This window comes from Hymenobacter sp. (genome assembly GCF_036388155.1).
In the GTDB taxonomy this organism is placed as follows: Bacteria; Bacteroidota; Bacteroidia; order Cytophagales; family Hymenobacteraceae; genus Hymenobacter.
Genome location: NZ_DASVSI010000048.1, coordinates 50,989 through 65,679 on the forward strand (window position 1 = coordinate 50,989; position 14,691 = coordinate 65,679).

Genomic DNA, 14,691 nt, shown 5'->3' on the forward strand with positions numbered 1-14,691 from the left:
CATTACTGGGTTAGTTACTAAACACGGCCTTCAAGATGGGAAACTGAATAAACTGATACAGCAGTATAGTTTGAATCCATCATCCTCACAGAGCGTACAGCGTATGTTATACGGCCAAAGAATATTACAGGCTGTGCATTACCGTCAGTAAATTCCCACCCAGATAGTTCTATTTCACTATCGTGAATATTTCCTTGATTATTATCAAGGAAATAATTTAATTCATTTCTTTGCCTGATCTCCTCGGCAAAAGCATCTTTATTAGCGGCATTTATTACTGTACAGACCGGTACTGCCCTTCTTAAATTTATCTGATTCGCCTCATCTAAATCAGCAGCAAAATGATTTTGAACAAACAGGTCATCCAAAAGCTCATCAGCTGAAAAGCCAGCCCAATCAATTTCTGCATCAGATTCATCATCTGATTCAGACTCATCATTAATCGCGTCCATACCATTAAAACCACCAAAAATTGGTTTGCTCATTTTTTGGATAAGTTTCTGTGTAGGTCCTTTTTTCTTCAGAGTTTCTTCTGAAATGTTTCCGTCCGCGTTACTAACAAAAGCAAGGGCATCCCCTCCTATCCCATCTGCCTCCTTTTCCAACCCTGCATCATCATTCACGTTTACCCCGCCCTTCATCTGTATCGTAGTCTTTACCCGTCCCTGCTTCTGCTGCACCACATGCCACGCCTCGTGCGGCAAGTGCTTCTCCTGCCCCGGGGCCACGTGAATGTCCGTGCCCTGCGCGTAGGCATGGGCTTGTAGCTGCGCCGGCTTGGCCGAGTTGTAGTGCACCTGCACGTCATCGAGCGAGTAGCCGGACAGGTTTTCCACCCCCGCTTTCAGGTTGTCGGGCAAGCCGGTCATGTTCTTGCGCGGCGCTAGCGCTTCGGCTTGCTGGCGCTGGGCCACTTGCCGGGGGCTGGCGTCAATAGCTTCCTGCGCCTGCCGCTGGGCCACGGCCACGGCGCGGTTGTCCACCATGGCCGCGCCTTTGCTGGTAGCAGGTGCATCTACTTTGTCAACGGTAGCACGGGGGGCGGCAGATTTCATGAGCGCGGGGCCGCCCAAGCGGCTGGTTAGGGGCGGGCAAGGTACATTGCGCGGCCCGTATTGCTCTCCAAATCGTTCTCAACCTGGCAAACTTGCAACAAGTTGCCTAATTGTGGTTTAGGTTTGCTGCCACTGCGGCGGTTCGGAGTGCTATTTCCTCCGGGCAAATCCTGGTTTTCTGTTCTTGCCTGGCTTGCTGCCTACACGGCGACTTTGGCCGCGTGGGCCAAGCTCTATTCTACCGTCTGATGCTCAAGGCCTGGTTTCTGCTCGTTTTTGTCAGCCTGCTTTTCGTGGGCCCAGTTACTGGCCAGAGGCCCTCCCTGCAAGACCCAGCCTTGTATACCGCCGCCCCGCAACCGGCTTGGCCAGCGGCCAAGGAGGCGCGGCCAGTGGCCTACAAGCTCAGCCCTGGGGTGTCGGTGTTCGGCTGGCTGCCCTACTGGCTGCCCGACAGCACCTACGGGCACTACAATTACTCGCTGCTCTCGCACGTGGCCTACCATGGCTACCAAGCCAACTCCAAGGGCGAGCTGCTGCTGCCCACCGGCAACCCCGCCGCCCTGGTGCAGGCGGCCCACCAGAGCAAGGCAAGCTGCAAGGTGCTGCTCAGCATCAGCTACCAAGAGCCGGCGGCGGGCGCCAGCCTCTTCGACACCACCCACACGGCCCAGCGGCAGGCCCTGGTCCAGGGCATCGTGGCGCAGGTGGGCAAGGCCAAAGCCGACGGGGTCAACCTGGATTTTTCGTTTACGCGCCGCGCCGCCGCGCCCAAGCGCTATGGCCCGGCCGAAGCAGCTCGTCTGCAAGCGAGCCTGCAAAAGAAGCTCGTGGCCCTGGTGCAGGCCCGCGAGCAGATTCGGGCCGATAGCATTCGTTTTTTCAATGTGCAGCAGCAGCAGGAGCTTGCCCAGCTCGCGCCGCCCAGCGCGGACCCAAAAAACAAGGCCCCCGACAAAAACCTGAAACCGCAGGAAGCCGCCCTGGGAAAACGAGCTAAGGCCCACCAAAAAAACCTCGCCCGCTACCACGGCGAGCTGGCGGCCTTCGAGCAGCGCATGGCGCCCCCGCGGGCTGTGCTGCAAGACTTCGTGGAAGACCTGGTGCAGGTGCTGCGTCAGCAGAACCCCGCCTACGTCCTCACCCTCACCGTGCCGGCCGTGGACAGCGCGGCCGCCTACACCCGCCTCGCCGATTTGGCTCCGCTGGTGCAGCTCTTCGTGCTGGAAGCGTATGACTACACCTCCCCGCGGCCGGTGGCCCCGGGGCCCATTGCCCCCCTGCGCACCCAAAACGTGTGGGGCCAGTCCTCGATAGAAACCTCCCTGCGCTACTACCAAAGGGGCGGAATACCGCCAGCCCAGTTGTTAGTGACGTTTGCCCAGGTCGGCAAAGTCTGGCGGGAAGTGCCGTCCAGCCCGGCCTCCCCAGCCAGCCGCAAGCCATCGCTTCGCAAGCTGCCGCCCGCCCCTTTCCGGTACGTGGCCAACCACGTGTGGCAAACATGGCCAGTGCAAAGCAAAACCCTTGACGCGGCCAGCGGCAGCGTGTACGTGCGGTTCAGGACCAATCCGGATTCGGCCGCCGCTGGCCTGGCGCCAGTTCACCTGGAGGGCCGGGTGGACGACGCCCTGGCCCTGGCGGCCAAGTACCAGTGGCTGCGGCAGCAGGGCTTCGGCGGGGTCGGCATCTGGGCCCTGGGCTACGAGGCCGATTCGACCACGGCCGAGCCCCTTGTTCGGGCGGGCTTGGTTCTAGCTCCGCAGAGGGCTGGGGTTGCCGCTAAGCGGGCTCAGCCCGCACCTCAAGTGGAAAAGAAAGCTTCCATATTGCACGGTCTCCTGGAAGGGCATGAGCAGGCCAACATCATACTTTTCATTCTGGCTTTAATGCTTGGATTCGCCCTTCTGGGCTTTGGGTTCGGCATTGCGCGCAACCTTCGCCACATCCTTCCCTTTCGCACCCGACTCGTGAGGACTGGCCTGCTACTTGCCCTCGGGCTAGTGATTTTCAGCACCTATGTGCTGCTGTTGGTAGAACCCGATAAAAACAAGCTCTTGGCCCGGGGATTTCCCCTCGTGTGCATGCTCGTCGTCGTGCTTGTCTACAGCAATTTACGCCCTCCCCGCGCGCAGCCCTAACCCGAGGGGCATGGGACTGCCGTTTCAAAGGTCTTCTGGCAATTTGTCCACGAGCAGGCGTGCTCCCGCGGAGGAGAATCGGGCCACGTAGCACCCCACAACCGAAAGGCAGTAGAGCAGGATTAGCTGGTTAAAGTTGATTGCCGGTGCTGAGCTGCCTGCTTCGTCTGCCGTCAGGACAGCAGTACCCGATGAACCTTCCGACGAGCTGTGTAGAATATTGGTGACATCGGGAATGGTATAATCTGACTCTAAAAACTCGTTCAGTCCCCACGCCAAGGGAATGGAGACAAGTAATGCAGCAACCAGCCATAGTATCTCCCGGGCAGTTATTTTCATTCCAGACAGGCATTTTAAAATTCTCCGCCAATTACGCTCTTTAAATGGTAGCGCACTTGGGTGATGCCGTTACCGAACAGCCCGCGCAAGCTTTTTTGCTTATGAGTGCTCACGCTTGCTACGAACCTTGTATTGGCCGGAAAGAGATACAGTTGCGCCAGCAATAGGCCAACTGCTTACGGCCGTTTCTGGAGATAGCCTCCCCCGAGTTGAAAGCAGGTTGTAAGGTGCATGTGGCAGGGAAAAATGCGTCAGTCGTTACTTGAACCGCCACCATGATTCCGGCCCTGATTCCTTTGTGATGCAGTTGGTCAGCCCGGGACTGTTTCCCCGGCGGGCTTGACGGTACGGCCAAGGGCAAAAGAAAAGCGGGCCACCCGGGGTAGCCATTCCTGGTAGAGCTCGGGGACCAAGGGAAAATCAATCCGGTTGACGAGCCGCGCTACTTTATCGCCAACGGTTGATTCGTCGAGAGAAGGCTCCGGGGTCGGGTCGTCCACCCAGGCTTTGCGCATGTCGCGGCCGGCGGCGGCATGGTCCTGCAGACGCGGAAAGAGCGCGGTGGCTTCCTCGGGACAACCCACCAAAAAAGCCAGCAAGGCCATGGGCACGCGAAACGTCCCGGGCGCGGCGGCGGTGCCCTCGAACTGCTGCAGGTCTTCCCGCCGCAGGGCCGCTTTGAGCAAGCGGTAAATGTTGGCAAAACGCTTGGCGGCGCGCGGGCTGGGAATGAATTCGTAGAGGCTTTCGGCAAACTGCGCTTCCCAGGGCTGCATGGTAAGCGCTTCAACCGCCACGGCAAAAGTGGGAACGGCCGGGCGCTCCGTCACCGGTTCAGGACTAGGCGACGGGGCGAGTTCGCGAACTGGCGCAGCCAAGGGCGCGGTAAGCCCGGTCGGCGTGGCGGAAGCGGGCTCCGCAGCGGCCAGGACCGCGGGCTCTTCCGCGGGGGCAACCGGGGGCTTGGCCGAAGCAGCGGCAGCCAGATGAGGGGCCAGCAGATTGCCCATCAGCCGGCCGTAGCCCCTGGCGGTCATGGGGCGCAAGCAAAACGGAATCTGGAAGATTTTCTCCAGGAATTTCTGCGGCGTGGGCTGCTGCAAGCCGGCCTCCAACTCTGGCCTATCGGGACCAGCCTGAAAGATAGAATGCGTGGCGTGCAGCGAGTTTTGCAGCCACGCCGGGTCTACGCCGACCACCACCACAAACAGTTCGTACGCCAAGAGTAGATGGATTGCCTCGAGCACGTCCATCACCGTTTTGGTGGGGCAACGGTCCAGGTCGTCAATGTAGAGCACGATGCGGTCGACCGCCCCCGCCTTTTGAGCCTCGTCGTCACGGGCCTGCTGGAGGCGTTTGGCCAACTCCTCAAAATCCCGCCGGATGACCGTGATCAGGCCCAAATGCTTGGTGAAGTCTTCCGAGCGGTTGCGCTCTTTTAGAAAGTAAGCCAAGCTCAGTTTCTCCTTCAGCAGCAGCAGTTCGTTGGCGGCGGCGGCCGCCTCCTGCTGCGCCGCCTCCAGCCGCCTCTCTTCCTGCCCGCGCTCTAGCTCAAGCTTTTCTATCTCGGTCGCGATGGCAATTTCTTCCGGAGATTGCTCCCGCTGGGACTGGGCGAGAATTTTTTCCGCTTTCTGCTTCGCTTCCGTCACGGTGGCAATCCCGGCGTTCACCTTGGTGAGGGCCTGGCCAATCACGGTGGCCAGGGCCGCGGCGGCCGCGCCGAACTGGCCAATCCAGGCGGCGAGCTTGACGAACATTTGGTCCGGGAAGTGTTGCTCCAGCACGCCGCTGATAACCGGGATGCCGACTAGGATAAACGCAATGATTGCCAGCAACAAGTAACGGTTGCGCGAATGCCCAATGGCGTACACCAGGGCCGAAAAGCGACCCCAGCTGGTGCGCACGTCGGCCGCGGCCTGTGACAAGTCCGCCACGCTGTTGTAGGCCGCCGGCAGGCCCAGCCGCGCGGCCGTCTGGTCGAGCCGGGCTTTCAGCTCTGGGTCATCGGTAAACAGGCTGGCGAGCGCGGCGGGCGACAGCTCCCAGAGCGAAGTTTTTTTCTGCGTGCGGTCCCGTTCCAGCACGGCCAACTGATTCTGCAGGGTTAGTAATTTTTCTTCGGTCTGCTGTTTGGCTTGCTGGTGTTCGGCAATGGTCTGCTGAGCGCGGCTCAGGCGCGCGTCCAGTTGCTGCTGCTCCGTTTCCGGCTGCAGGCGCTGCTGCGAATGGTGGGCCAGCTTGCTGAAGATGACACTGGCCAGGCTGGCCCACAGGTTCGTGTCGACGTAGTGCCAGGCATTGAATTCAATTTCCAGCACGTTGGCGCAGTAGGCCGTTCGAGTTGCTGCGTCCTCGGCTTGGGTGAGGGCTTGCGTCTCGCGCTGCATGGACTTCATGAAGTAGCTCTTGCCCGTGCCCCAGTCCCCGAACAGCCCGATGGCCAAAGGAGGCGTCACCTCCCGCGCCAGCATCACGGCCGTCAACGTGCGGACGTCTTCTTGAATGCCGAGAAAGTCCTGCCCCTGCGTGGCCGTATCGGGGCGGTAGCCGGGCAGGAAGGAAGCGTCTGGCAACGGCTCAGGCCCGGCGGGCAGGACGCGGTTTATTTCCTGCGCAATCCTGCCAATTTGGGGGTCGTTCTCGGCCTCGGCGAGGGCCGTCGCGACGCCCGCGGCATCAAAAGCAGCCAGCAGGCGGGTGAAGGCGCGTACGGCGGAGGGGGTGGCCTTGCGTGCTACGCGCAGCACGTACCCAACCAGTTTTTCGAGGCCCAGCAGCCGGATTAAGGGCGCCACTGCCGCTGGAATCATTTTCGGGTGGGCCAGCGCGTAGATCGCGTCGTAGGCAAGTGCTTGGTCGGGGGAAGTCTCGGCGAACAGCTGACACACCGGCTCCACTAATTGGGGAACCGCCACCACGCGCAGTGCGCGAAGCACGGGCCAGGCCAGCCCCCTGTTACTAAGCTCGTTTTGCAGCCGGCGCAGGTCACCGGGGTTTTGTTCAAGGCCGAGGACCATAGCCAACCGCGAAACTTGGGCAACCGGATCTTTTAGGCATTTACGCTGGACTTCCATCAAGTAAGAAGACCGCACGGTGTAGAGTTCGGCCAGCATCCAGAAGCGCACCGTATCGTCGGTTTCTTCTGAGGGATCGACGCGTCGCAGAATGAACGCCTTGCTTTCCAACCCTTCGGCATCGCAGTGAATCAAGGCACTGTAAAGCCAGGACCGGATGGCCGGCAGCGCCTGTGGTGGGCGATTGGAAGTGATTGAAAAATCGTCCGAATCGGTGCTAAAACGAATTTGCAACTCGTGGCGCAGCCGCTGCGCCAGACCCGCACGGGCCTCCGTAGGCAAGGTGTCCAACCGCCGCAGTTGGTCTGCACGAGCGAGTTCGTCACCGTCAACGAAGACCCCGATAATTCCTTCAAACCGGCTGTCGATTTGAAAGGGCGGAGAATCCGTGGGGGGCACTGCCTCACTCACCGGTTGGCCATTCTCGTCGGGTCGGAATTGTTCCTCGTCGCCTTGGAATTGTTCCTGAACCGGAATAGGTATCTCAAGCGAGGCAATTGCCTGATTTCGTTCATTCGGCGAACGCAGGAACTGCGCTAGGCGCGGCAGGGCTCCGGACGCTCTCGCATCAATGAAAACATCGCTGTCCAAGTAAGGACGGTATTGCTCAAAGAAATCGGGCGTTACGCCGTCTAAAAGGAGCAGCACAATGGGGACATTCATCCCACGGGCCAAGCCCAGTTCTAGCAGGTTATCCTTATCCCAGCCGGCCCGGCCCAGTATGGCCACCCCCGCCCTGGCCCCTCCCATATCCGCGGCATAACTTTTCTTCAAAGCGGCGGCTTCGTTGCTCTCGGGCTGCTGCCCGACGAGCACCAGGTCATGCGACTGCAGCTGGTTTAAAACGGTAACAGCCTCTGGTTCGTGCCGGTTGTAAATGGCAAAAAACCTGCTCCTTTCCCTGGAGGAAGAATACCCAAAGTCCATTGGGCTCGAAGTGGGGCGGCTCGTTCTGTTCGACGCTTCTTCCATTATGGGGGCTTAAATCAATAATTTGAGGAGGTAGGCCCTGCAATTGGCTGCCCCTTCGCCCAATCAGCGAGGTAGCTAACTTAGACACGGACGCTCAAGGGGTAATTATAAGGCAAATAGGCTCCAATAAAAAGCGCTGTGCCTTAAGCTTAGGAATGGCGCCAAGGGGGCATGCTGACCAACACTTGCCTTCAGACCGCCGCCTGTGTATGAATAAGGGCTGAAGCCGGCTCTTCACCAGTAGATAGTTTGTCAGAATTGGATGCGGCCTGCTCCGGTTGGTTAGAGGGGCGCGTGCTCGAGTAGGAAGACCTTATCCGCGCGCTCTTGGGCCTATCGGATATGAAGAGCCTAGTGCAGACAGCAAAGTATGGGCTATAAATGCGCTCTTTCACGATTACCAACTTACCGAGGCCTTAATTGAATTTTAAAAAGGCCGTGATGTTAAAAATCCGTGCTAGTACTGATGTAAATAGCTGAAGGATTGCATATCTTAATACTTCGTAAGCTTTCCCAGCAGGTACGTTATGTTGCATAGCCATCTACGCCAGTTAATAGCCTCCGGGGGCACCCGGCCTTCCCTGTTAATAGCTCTGCTCCTGCTCGTTCCTGTATGGGTGGCGGCGCAGGTACCCAACCTGTACTTCTCACCGGTGTCCGGCAATTTCTCCCGCCTGCCCCCCGTCGGGACTGCATTCGACATCACGTTCGTCAAGCCCATTACCAGCGATACGTTAGTTGAAGTGCGGTTGGAAAGCTTTGGCTTCGTCAAAGAACTTGATCCAACGCTGCAGGCGCTACTCGACGCGAACAGCACGACCGCTAACTGCGAGCTAATCAGCCGAGCGCGCGATCTGCACCGTGCCAACACCGACAATATTCTCTATCAGGACCTTGGGCGGCAAATGGGCACTGACCAGGCTCCCGTTTCAATTACCCACCCGCAGTTATATTATCGCCGGGCTTACCTGTTTGGCATCACTTATTACTATAAAGCCACCACGCAACGACTGCAACAAGCCATTGCGCAGGCGCTCGCCCCCCTCATTGAAAAGGGCTTGCAAGGGCAGATTGCTGCTCTACCGGCGGGCTCATCCATTTCCCCTGCCGCCGGTGAGGGGCTGGGCGCCCGGGTTAAACGAGCATTAGATTCCGTTGCGATCGCCGAATCGTTGCGGCAGGTGCTCCCCCCCAACGCGTGCACCGCGGGACTTGTGCTGCGCAACGGCGAGCCGGCCACCCAGTTGAGCCAAGTCGTGCCCTTGGAGGGAATCCTGGGATTTTTCAATGAGTACCTCAGCAAGCGGGAGGTGCAGCGGCATTTTGAGCAACAGCTACTCGATCCTTTTGAAGGGGCGATTCGCCGGCTGCGAGCAAGCGCGGACCCCGCCATTCGTTCGCAAACCGAAGCTTTTGTGGTTAGCGGTAACTTGTCACCCTTTGCGTCCGGCACGTTGGGCTGGCTCAAGCAAATGCGCCAGCGGCCCAACTTGAGAGCGGCTGACGTCCGGGAGTTGGATCGCGCCCTCGCCAGCGCTACCCTGCTGCAAAGTCCCGGACAAGAGCAGGCATACGCCGCTATTAAGCAATACTTTCGGCTTGCACCCAGCGGGGCATCACTGAGCACGGTGGCGCGAGCGGCTGCCTTGGCCGCCGCAAGCGCTCGTCACCTCCGTTTGCCCGTTACCATTGCCATCGCCTCGGTTGGAGAGTCAAGTCTGTTCGTGCAAACACTACGCGAGCGGCTGCCCTACCACATTTCGGTGGATGGCGGGGTGGCCTATACCGCGCGATTTAAGCAGGCCATGCCCACGGCATCGTTGAACATCAAAATATGGCCCGGGGACATGGATGACCCGCAGATACGCTGGGAACCCTCCCTGCTCATTGGCCTCGGCTTCCGGGTGCCCGATGACGAAGAAAATTTTCGGGGCTTCTTCGGCGACGAGAGCAAGCGCCCCTTGTTGCTCGGCTTGGGCCTGCGTAACAACAAGGTAGCCGGTGGGGCCGTGCGCCTGACGGTTGGCAGCATGCTGTACCGCATCAAAGAATTGCCGGCCACGAACTCCGTCGAAAGTTCGACCCGGGGCGTGCTCAAACAAGCTCCTTACGTCGGACTGTCGCTAAACTCGGAAATCTTGGGGTGGGTGGGTGAAAAATTCAAAGCCGTTAAAGGTATTCTGCCATAATAAGCCAATATCCTCTCTGAAGTCGGCTTGCTTGTACGGAGAACCTTAAACCATCAGGACGCATGATTACGCTCGGCAACATTACCTTAAACGGGGTCGCTATCGCTGCCGGTCCCCTCACCTTTTTTCCGGATCCGGGACTGGTTCAAACGTTGGAACTCGAATTCTTTTCGGATCAACCTCTTTCACAAGCCTCAGTGATTGTCGCCACAACGGTACAATCCGACCTAGTCCTAGCTTGTGCCAGCGAGAGTTGTCGCCCGTGGGAAGATGACTTAGCCAACACCAACGACTTTGTCAATGCCCTGGCTTTTGACACTCCCATATTTCAGGGAGATCAAGACATCGCCCTGCGATTTTTCGTGAGGTCGTTGCAGTTTAATAGCCGGGGGGTAGCTGCGGCAGTATATGTCTACTTTACGGATGCGCAAGGAGAACCAATCAGTGCAAAACGTGCTTTGGGAGGACTATTGCTGGCCTGAGCGGATCGCAACAAGCCTTTTGATTCGACCCGCCACGGAAGTGCATGATGCATTGGGGAAGCTGAGGGAATCCACGCGTATATCAGCAACAACTAAGCGGGCAGAACAGCGCCCGCAACTTCGCCAGGCCGTTTTGGCCGTGGACTCCGTCAGTACTGACGTATACCGATACCTGCAGGCGCTGAAATCGTAGACCGATGGTCCCCCATTGCGAAGCCTGGCGCCGCTAACCAGTTGGCTACTAAATTGGGCATGCACGTATTTTACATCATGAGCACAACCGGAGTGAGCCGACGCAAGAGGTCGCCGTGGCGTAAACGATTGAAAAAGATGCCGGCCGAGCAGAAGACCGCTTGGACGCTGTTGCTGGCCGTGCTCTTTCTACTCAGCTGCGCGGTGCTGACATATGGCTGGTAACCCACCCCTTGGCCGGGTGTATAGTTTTGCGGGTCGCTACTGCACCGTAACCTTTTCAAGGAACTAGCTTTTTCGGCGGCATTCGTCACGAATCGTGGCCGATTTTGAACGGAACATTGGAGTGCAGCGCCAGGCACGAACGCGCCTAGTTCGTTGCCGCAATCACGTCATTAATGGCCGTGAGGCGGGCCACCGCGCGCTCCAGCGAGGCCACCGTCCCGTCTAATTCAATGGAGACAACCAACGGGTGCTTTACTGCTTGGCTCGTCGCACTCGAGGCGGGTCGGCGGCCGGAAATCGGGTAAGTTGCACTTGGCTCTTCCACTTGCCCAGGCCCAGCTGGCTTGGTCAGGTCAACGCTGCGAAGCTCTTCGATGCTTACGTCAAACACGCGCGCCAACTTCGTTAGGGCCTCCAGCTTGGGGGTTGATTTTCCGCTTTCGTACCGGCTAATTGTGTTGTAATCCGTAGCGATTTTGTCCCCTAGGTCGGACTGGGACCACTCGGCTTTACGTCGCAAAAAGCGCAGGTTTTTAGCAAAATACATGCGGTAACCGTTAAATCGCACAAAATTAACCACTTATAAATCTGTATTTTACAGCTGTTTGGCATTATTTTACTAGAAATTAAGCCTATAAAATAGGCTTTAGTGCTGTATATTACCGTAAAATCAGGCTTTTCATCCTTACGTAAGCCACGTGCTCCCACGCCTTTCGTTCATTCAGCCTATTCCGATCCTTTGCCACTAGCCTTCTTACTGCATCGAGCCGCCCCGAGTCCCTCCTTTCCATTGGGTGCCACAGCGGGTCGAGGACAACAAGCGAACTACCTAAAACAGGAACTCACACGGTTGACCGCCTCATGCTTTCCTCCTTTCTCCTATGAATGCTGTCCTTCTTGCTGAGCGCCTCACCCTACTCCGGGCGATAATGGCTGCGGAGTCCCTGGTACCCGATGCTTGGCCCCGTGCCCTGCTGGCCCGGAAGGCCGGGGTGTCGCCCGCAGCTTATTCCCGGTTGGAAAGCACGGGCCGTGGGAGCACAGAAGTCCTGGCCGCAGTGCTTCACTTTTACCAAGACATGGGTTTCAACTTGGCGTGGGTGCTGACCCCCGATAACGCGGACATTCCGGTACAAGGGTTCCGCGACATCTTTCAAGACGAAAAGCTGCCCCAGGCCCGACAGCCGCTGGTTACCCTTCACTGGCTCCTGCAGCCGGTGCTGGCCGGGCTGGACGCCGGCCAGCCGTTCCCTTCCGACGCCTTGCGCCCGTTGCTGACGCAGGTCCATGAAGGAATCCTGCACGCCCTCACGCACCTGCTGCCCCCCCGGCGGCTGGTGCTCAGCGAGGCGGATCTGCGCGCTTATCAGCGGCAACTGCCCCCCGTATCCGCCCACACGGACGGCTGGCGCTCGGCGGCGCTGCACGCCGCGCCCCGGCACTACTACGACGCGGGCGGTTCCCTCCCGCGCTGCGGCGACCCCGCGTCCTACCTGGCCCACGACCCGGGCCCGCAGGCGGGGCCCGTCGCCACCCAGTGCGGCGCCTGCCGGGACCGGGTGAACGCGCCCGTGCCCGCCGGCCCCCCAGCGCGCGTGGCGCCGCGGCCCCGCCGGGCGGCACCACGGGACCCGGACGATTGCGGCGGCGTCGCATTGCGTTTCCTCCGCCAAGGGTAGCCTCCCCATCCCATGACCGAGAGTGATTTTTTGGTGAGCCTGTTCGGCCCGTTCGCGCCGACCTTCACCCCGCTGGAGGCTCGCCTCGTGGCGCAGGCGCTGAGCCGCCTGCCCCCGGCCGCGCCCCGGCTGACCTTCGAGCTGGCTTTCGACGCCGTCCTCCTGCGCAGCCACGCGGGCGGCGGGCAGTACGCCGCGATAGCGGAGGCACAGGCGCGGCTCACGCAGCCTCTCCCCTACCAGACCCTCGCACTGGACCACCGCCGCACCGAACACCTAGTCCTGTTCGCCAGCCTGCGCGTAGACGAAGGCACCGAACGGATCAGCGGCGAGTTCAACCCCCGCCTGGGCGCGCGGTGGCGGCAGTTAACCGGCGAGTTGACCGCCGCCGAGTTGGAGGCGCTACTCCCGCTCCGCGGGGCCAACCGCCCGCGCCCTAGCTGAGCGGACCGCTGGGTTGACGCCCACGCGCACCAATTTAGCCTAACGGACCAGTGGCCTTGGTTAAAAGTTTGGTACAAATGTTAATCGGGATGGGTAGCGGTGTGCTCCCAGTTGAAAGCCAACAGGGCTTCGATATCAAAGCGGAGAGAGTCTTTAAGGGCCTCGTCCGAGAAGTCGAATTCGCCGTGCAGGTTGATGTGCTGCCAGCTCACGGGCGAACTAGCCGCAATGGCGCCGGCTACCTGCTGGCGCTCGGCCGCCGGGGCCAGAAATAAGTACTGGTTTAAGTAGAGACAATTCCAGCACACAATCACATTCTGCACCAACTGTTTGCAGGCGTCAGCCACCTGCTGCTCTTCCTTGCCGGCGTAGGGAATCTGGCCGTTTTGGCCGTAGAACACGGCCCGGGCGAAGGTATGCGTGCTTTCGAGCTTGTCCAGCTGCTCGTCGATGCGCTTGCGCAGACTTTGGTCGTCCATGTAGCGGAGCAGAAACTCGGTGCGCACCACCCGGCCTAGTTCGCGCAGGGCCAGGTAAACAGGGTGCTGCTGCGAGTAGGAATTGAGCCGGTGCAGCAGCGTAGAGGCCGTCACGTGCTTGTGCTTGAGGCTCACCACCAGCCGCAGCAGCGTATCCCACTGGGCCTCGATAAGGGCATGGTCGATGTGCTTGACCGGCGCCAGACCGTAAGCCGTCAGGTCGGGCACGTCCAGGCCGGCGAAGGCGTAAAGCTGCTGTTCCTGAAAGGATTGGATGCGCGGCGCGAATTCAATCCCCAGCAAGGCGGTGAGGGCGAAATTGACTTCCGTGAAGCCGTGGGTATCGGTACTGTGGATGGTCGACTCCACCACCTCATTGTGCAGCAGCCCATCCACCAGATAGGCGGCCTCGCGTTCGGACGAACTGAAGGTGGTCGAGTAAAAGAGCCGGTGGCGGTCGTCGAGAAAGCCGTAGGAAACGATGCCCTTCTCCTGGCCAAAATACTTGTAAGAACGCGTGGCGTGAATCGAATCGACGGCCACGTAATACTTCTGGCCATCGGAGGACGTGTGCACCGCCTCGGGGTGGCGTTTGAAGAGGCGGCTAACGGGCAGCTTGCCGGTCAGGGCCACCACGGCGTCGTTGGCCCGACGCAGGTTGTCGAGCGAGAAATACCAGTTGACGGTATTTTCCAACGCGGACTGGGCCACGTGCTTGGTGGCGTGGGCCATGCGCATCAGGCCCAGGTTGCAGCCGTAGGCCATGACCCCGGCGAAGAAGACCCGCTCCGCGGGTCGGGCCGGCCGATTACGCGGGCTCCAGTGGGCGAGGCAGTCGGTGAAACGGCACTGCTGGTTGACCGTGTGCAGCACCTCGTGCAGCGAAATCAGCCCTGGCCCGGGGAACAACGTCCGCGGTGCCGGGGCGTCCTCGTCCAGGGGCCGGGCCGGCGTCAGGAAGCGGGGTCGCCCGTTGGCGCGCGTCTTTACGCCGGGGTTGGTGCCGGCGTCCAGCCGCTCACAGGTGCGGGCGAAGGCGGTGGCCAGTTTGGCTTGTAACCCGGCCAGCCAAGGCCCGGGCTGGCGTAGGTGCACGAGGTCCGTTTGCGCCAGCAACGCGTCTCGCTGCCGCTCCCAGGTGGCGGCGTCCAGCAGGTAGGCATCGAAGGGGCGGTAGCGCAGCGAGTGGGCCAGGTTCAGCTTGCCGGCTTTCAGGTGGTCGGCTACGTGGCCGGCCAGTAGGGCCTTGTAAAGGGAAACGGGGCTTTCGGCTTGTGCCAGGGCGGCCCGCTCGGCCGCTTTCAGGAAGGCGGTCGGGGGCTGGCTGCCTACTTGTCCATCCCGTGCCCGGTACTGGGTAAGGGCCAGCGCCAGCGGGCTATCGGCCGCGCCTTCGTAGGCCACGCGGCGCAGAATT

10 protein-coding genes are annotated in these 14,691 nt (G+C 59.9%); 5 read left to right on the top strand and 5 right to left on the bottom strand.

The window, feature by feature from the left end:
• Positions 1–17: 17 nt before the first annotated feature.
• Complete coding sequence (locus tag VF629_RS07165; RefSeq protein WP_331057779.1) at positions 18–1,055, bottom strand: DUF4157 domain-containing protein; 1,038 nt, start codon at positions 1,053–1,055, stop codon at positions 18–20.
• A 221-nt stretch (positions 1,056–1,276) separates the two neighbouring features.
• Between VF629_RS07165 and VF629_RS07170 the strand changes: the two genes are divergently transcribed.
• Entirely contained in the window at positions 1,277–3,196 is a 1,920-nt protein-coding gene (locus tag VF629_RS07170; RefSeq protein WP_331057780.1) for a glycosyl hydrolase family 18 protein, read from the top strand.
• Between the two features lie 24 nt (positions 3,197–3,220).
• Here VF629_RS07170 and VF629_RS07175 read toward each other — a convergent pair whose 3' ends face one another.
• Positions 3,221–3,535 (bottom strand): hypothetical protein, encoded by a 315-nt coding sequence (locus VF629_RS07175; RefSeq protein ID WP_331057781.1) that lies wholly within the window; start codon positions 3,533–3,535, stop codon positions 3,221–3,223.
• 311 nt (positions 3,536–3,846) lie between these two features.
• Complete coding sequence (locus VF629_RS07180) at positions 3,847–7,539, bottom strand: P-loop NTPase fold protein (RefSeq protein WP_331057782.1); 3,693 nt, start codon at positions 7,537–7,539, stop codon at positions 3,847–3,849.
• Between the two features lie 698 nt (positions 7,540–8,237).
• Between VF629_RS07180 and VF629_RS07185 the strand changes: the two genes are divergently transcribed.
• Both VF629_RS07185 and VF629_RS07190 read left to right on the top strand, forming a co-directional pair.
• Positions 8,238–9,773, top strand: a complete 1,536-nt coding sequence (locus VF629_RS07185) for a hypothetical protein (protein ID WP_331057783.1) — start codon at positions 8,238–8,240, stop codon at positions 9,771–9,773.
• A 62-nt stretch (positions 9,774–9,835) separates the two neighbouring features.
• Positions 9,836–10,255 (top strand): hypothetical protein, encoded by a 420-nt coding sequence (locus VF629_RS07190; protein WP_331057784.1) that lies wholly within the window; start codon positions 9,836–9,838, stop codon positions 10,253–10,255.
• Positions 10,256–10,817: 562 nt separating this feature from the next.
• Here VF629_RS07190 and VF629_RS07195 read toward each other — a convergent pair.
• Positions 10,818–11,219: a helix-turn-helix transcriptional regulator gene (locus VF629_RS07195; RefSeq protein ID WP_331057785.1), complete on the bottom strand. Its 402-nt coding sequence runs from the start codon at positions 11,217–11,219 to the stop codon at positions 10,818–10,820.
• Positions 11,220–11,553: 334 nt separating this feature from the next.
• Here VF629_RS07195 and VF629_RS07200 point away from each other — a divergent pair, with 334 nt between their 5' ends.
• Both VF629_RS07200 and VF629_RS07205 read left to right on the top strand, forming a co-directional pair.
• On the top strand, positions 11,554–12,351 hold the full coding sequence (locus VF629_RS07200) for a hypothetical protein (RefSeq protein WP_331057786.1): 798 nt from the start codon (positions 11,554–11,556) through the stop codon (positions 12,349–12,351).
• Between the two features lie 12 nt (positions 12,352–12,363).
• On the top strand, positions 12,364–12,795 hold the full coding sequence (locus VF629_RS07205; protein ID WP_331057787.1) for a hypothetical protein: 432 nt from the start codon (positions 12,364–12,366) through the stop codon (positions 12,793–12,795).
• An 80-nt stretch (positions 12,796–12,875) separates the two neighbouring features.
• Here the strand turns inward: VF629_RS07205 and VF629_RS07210 are convergent.
• Positions 12,876–14,691: Tn3 family transposase (locus VF629_RS07210; protein ID WP_331057788.1), on the bottom strand; the 1,816-nt coding region annotated here is incomplete at its 5' end.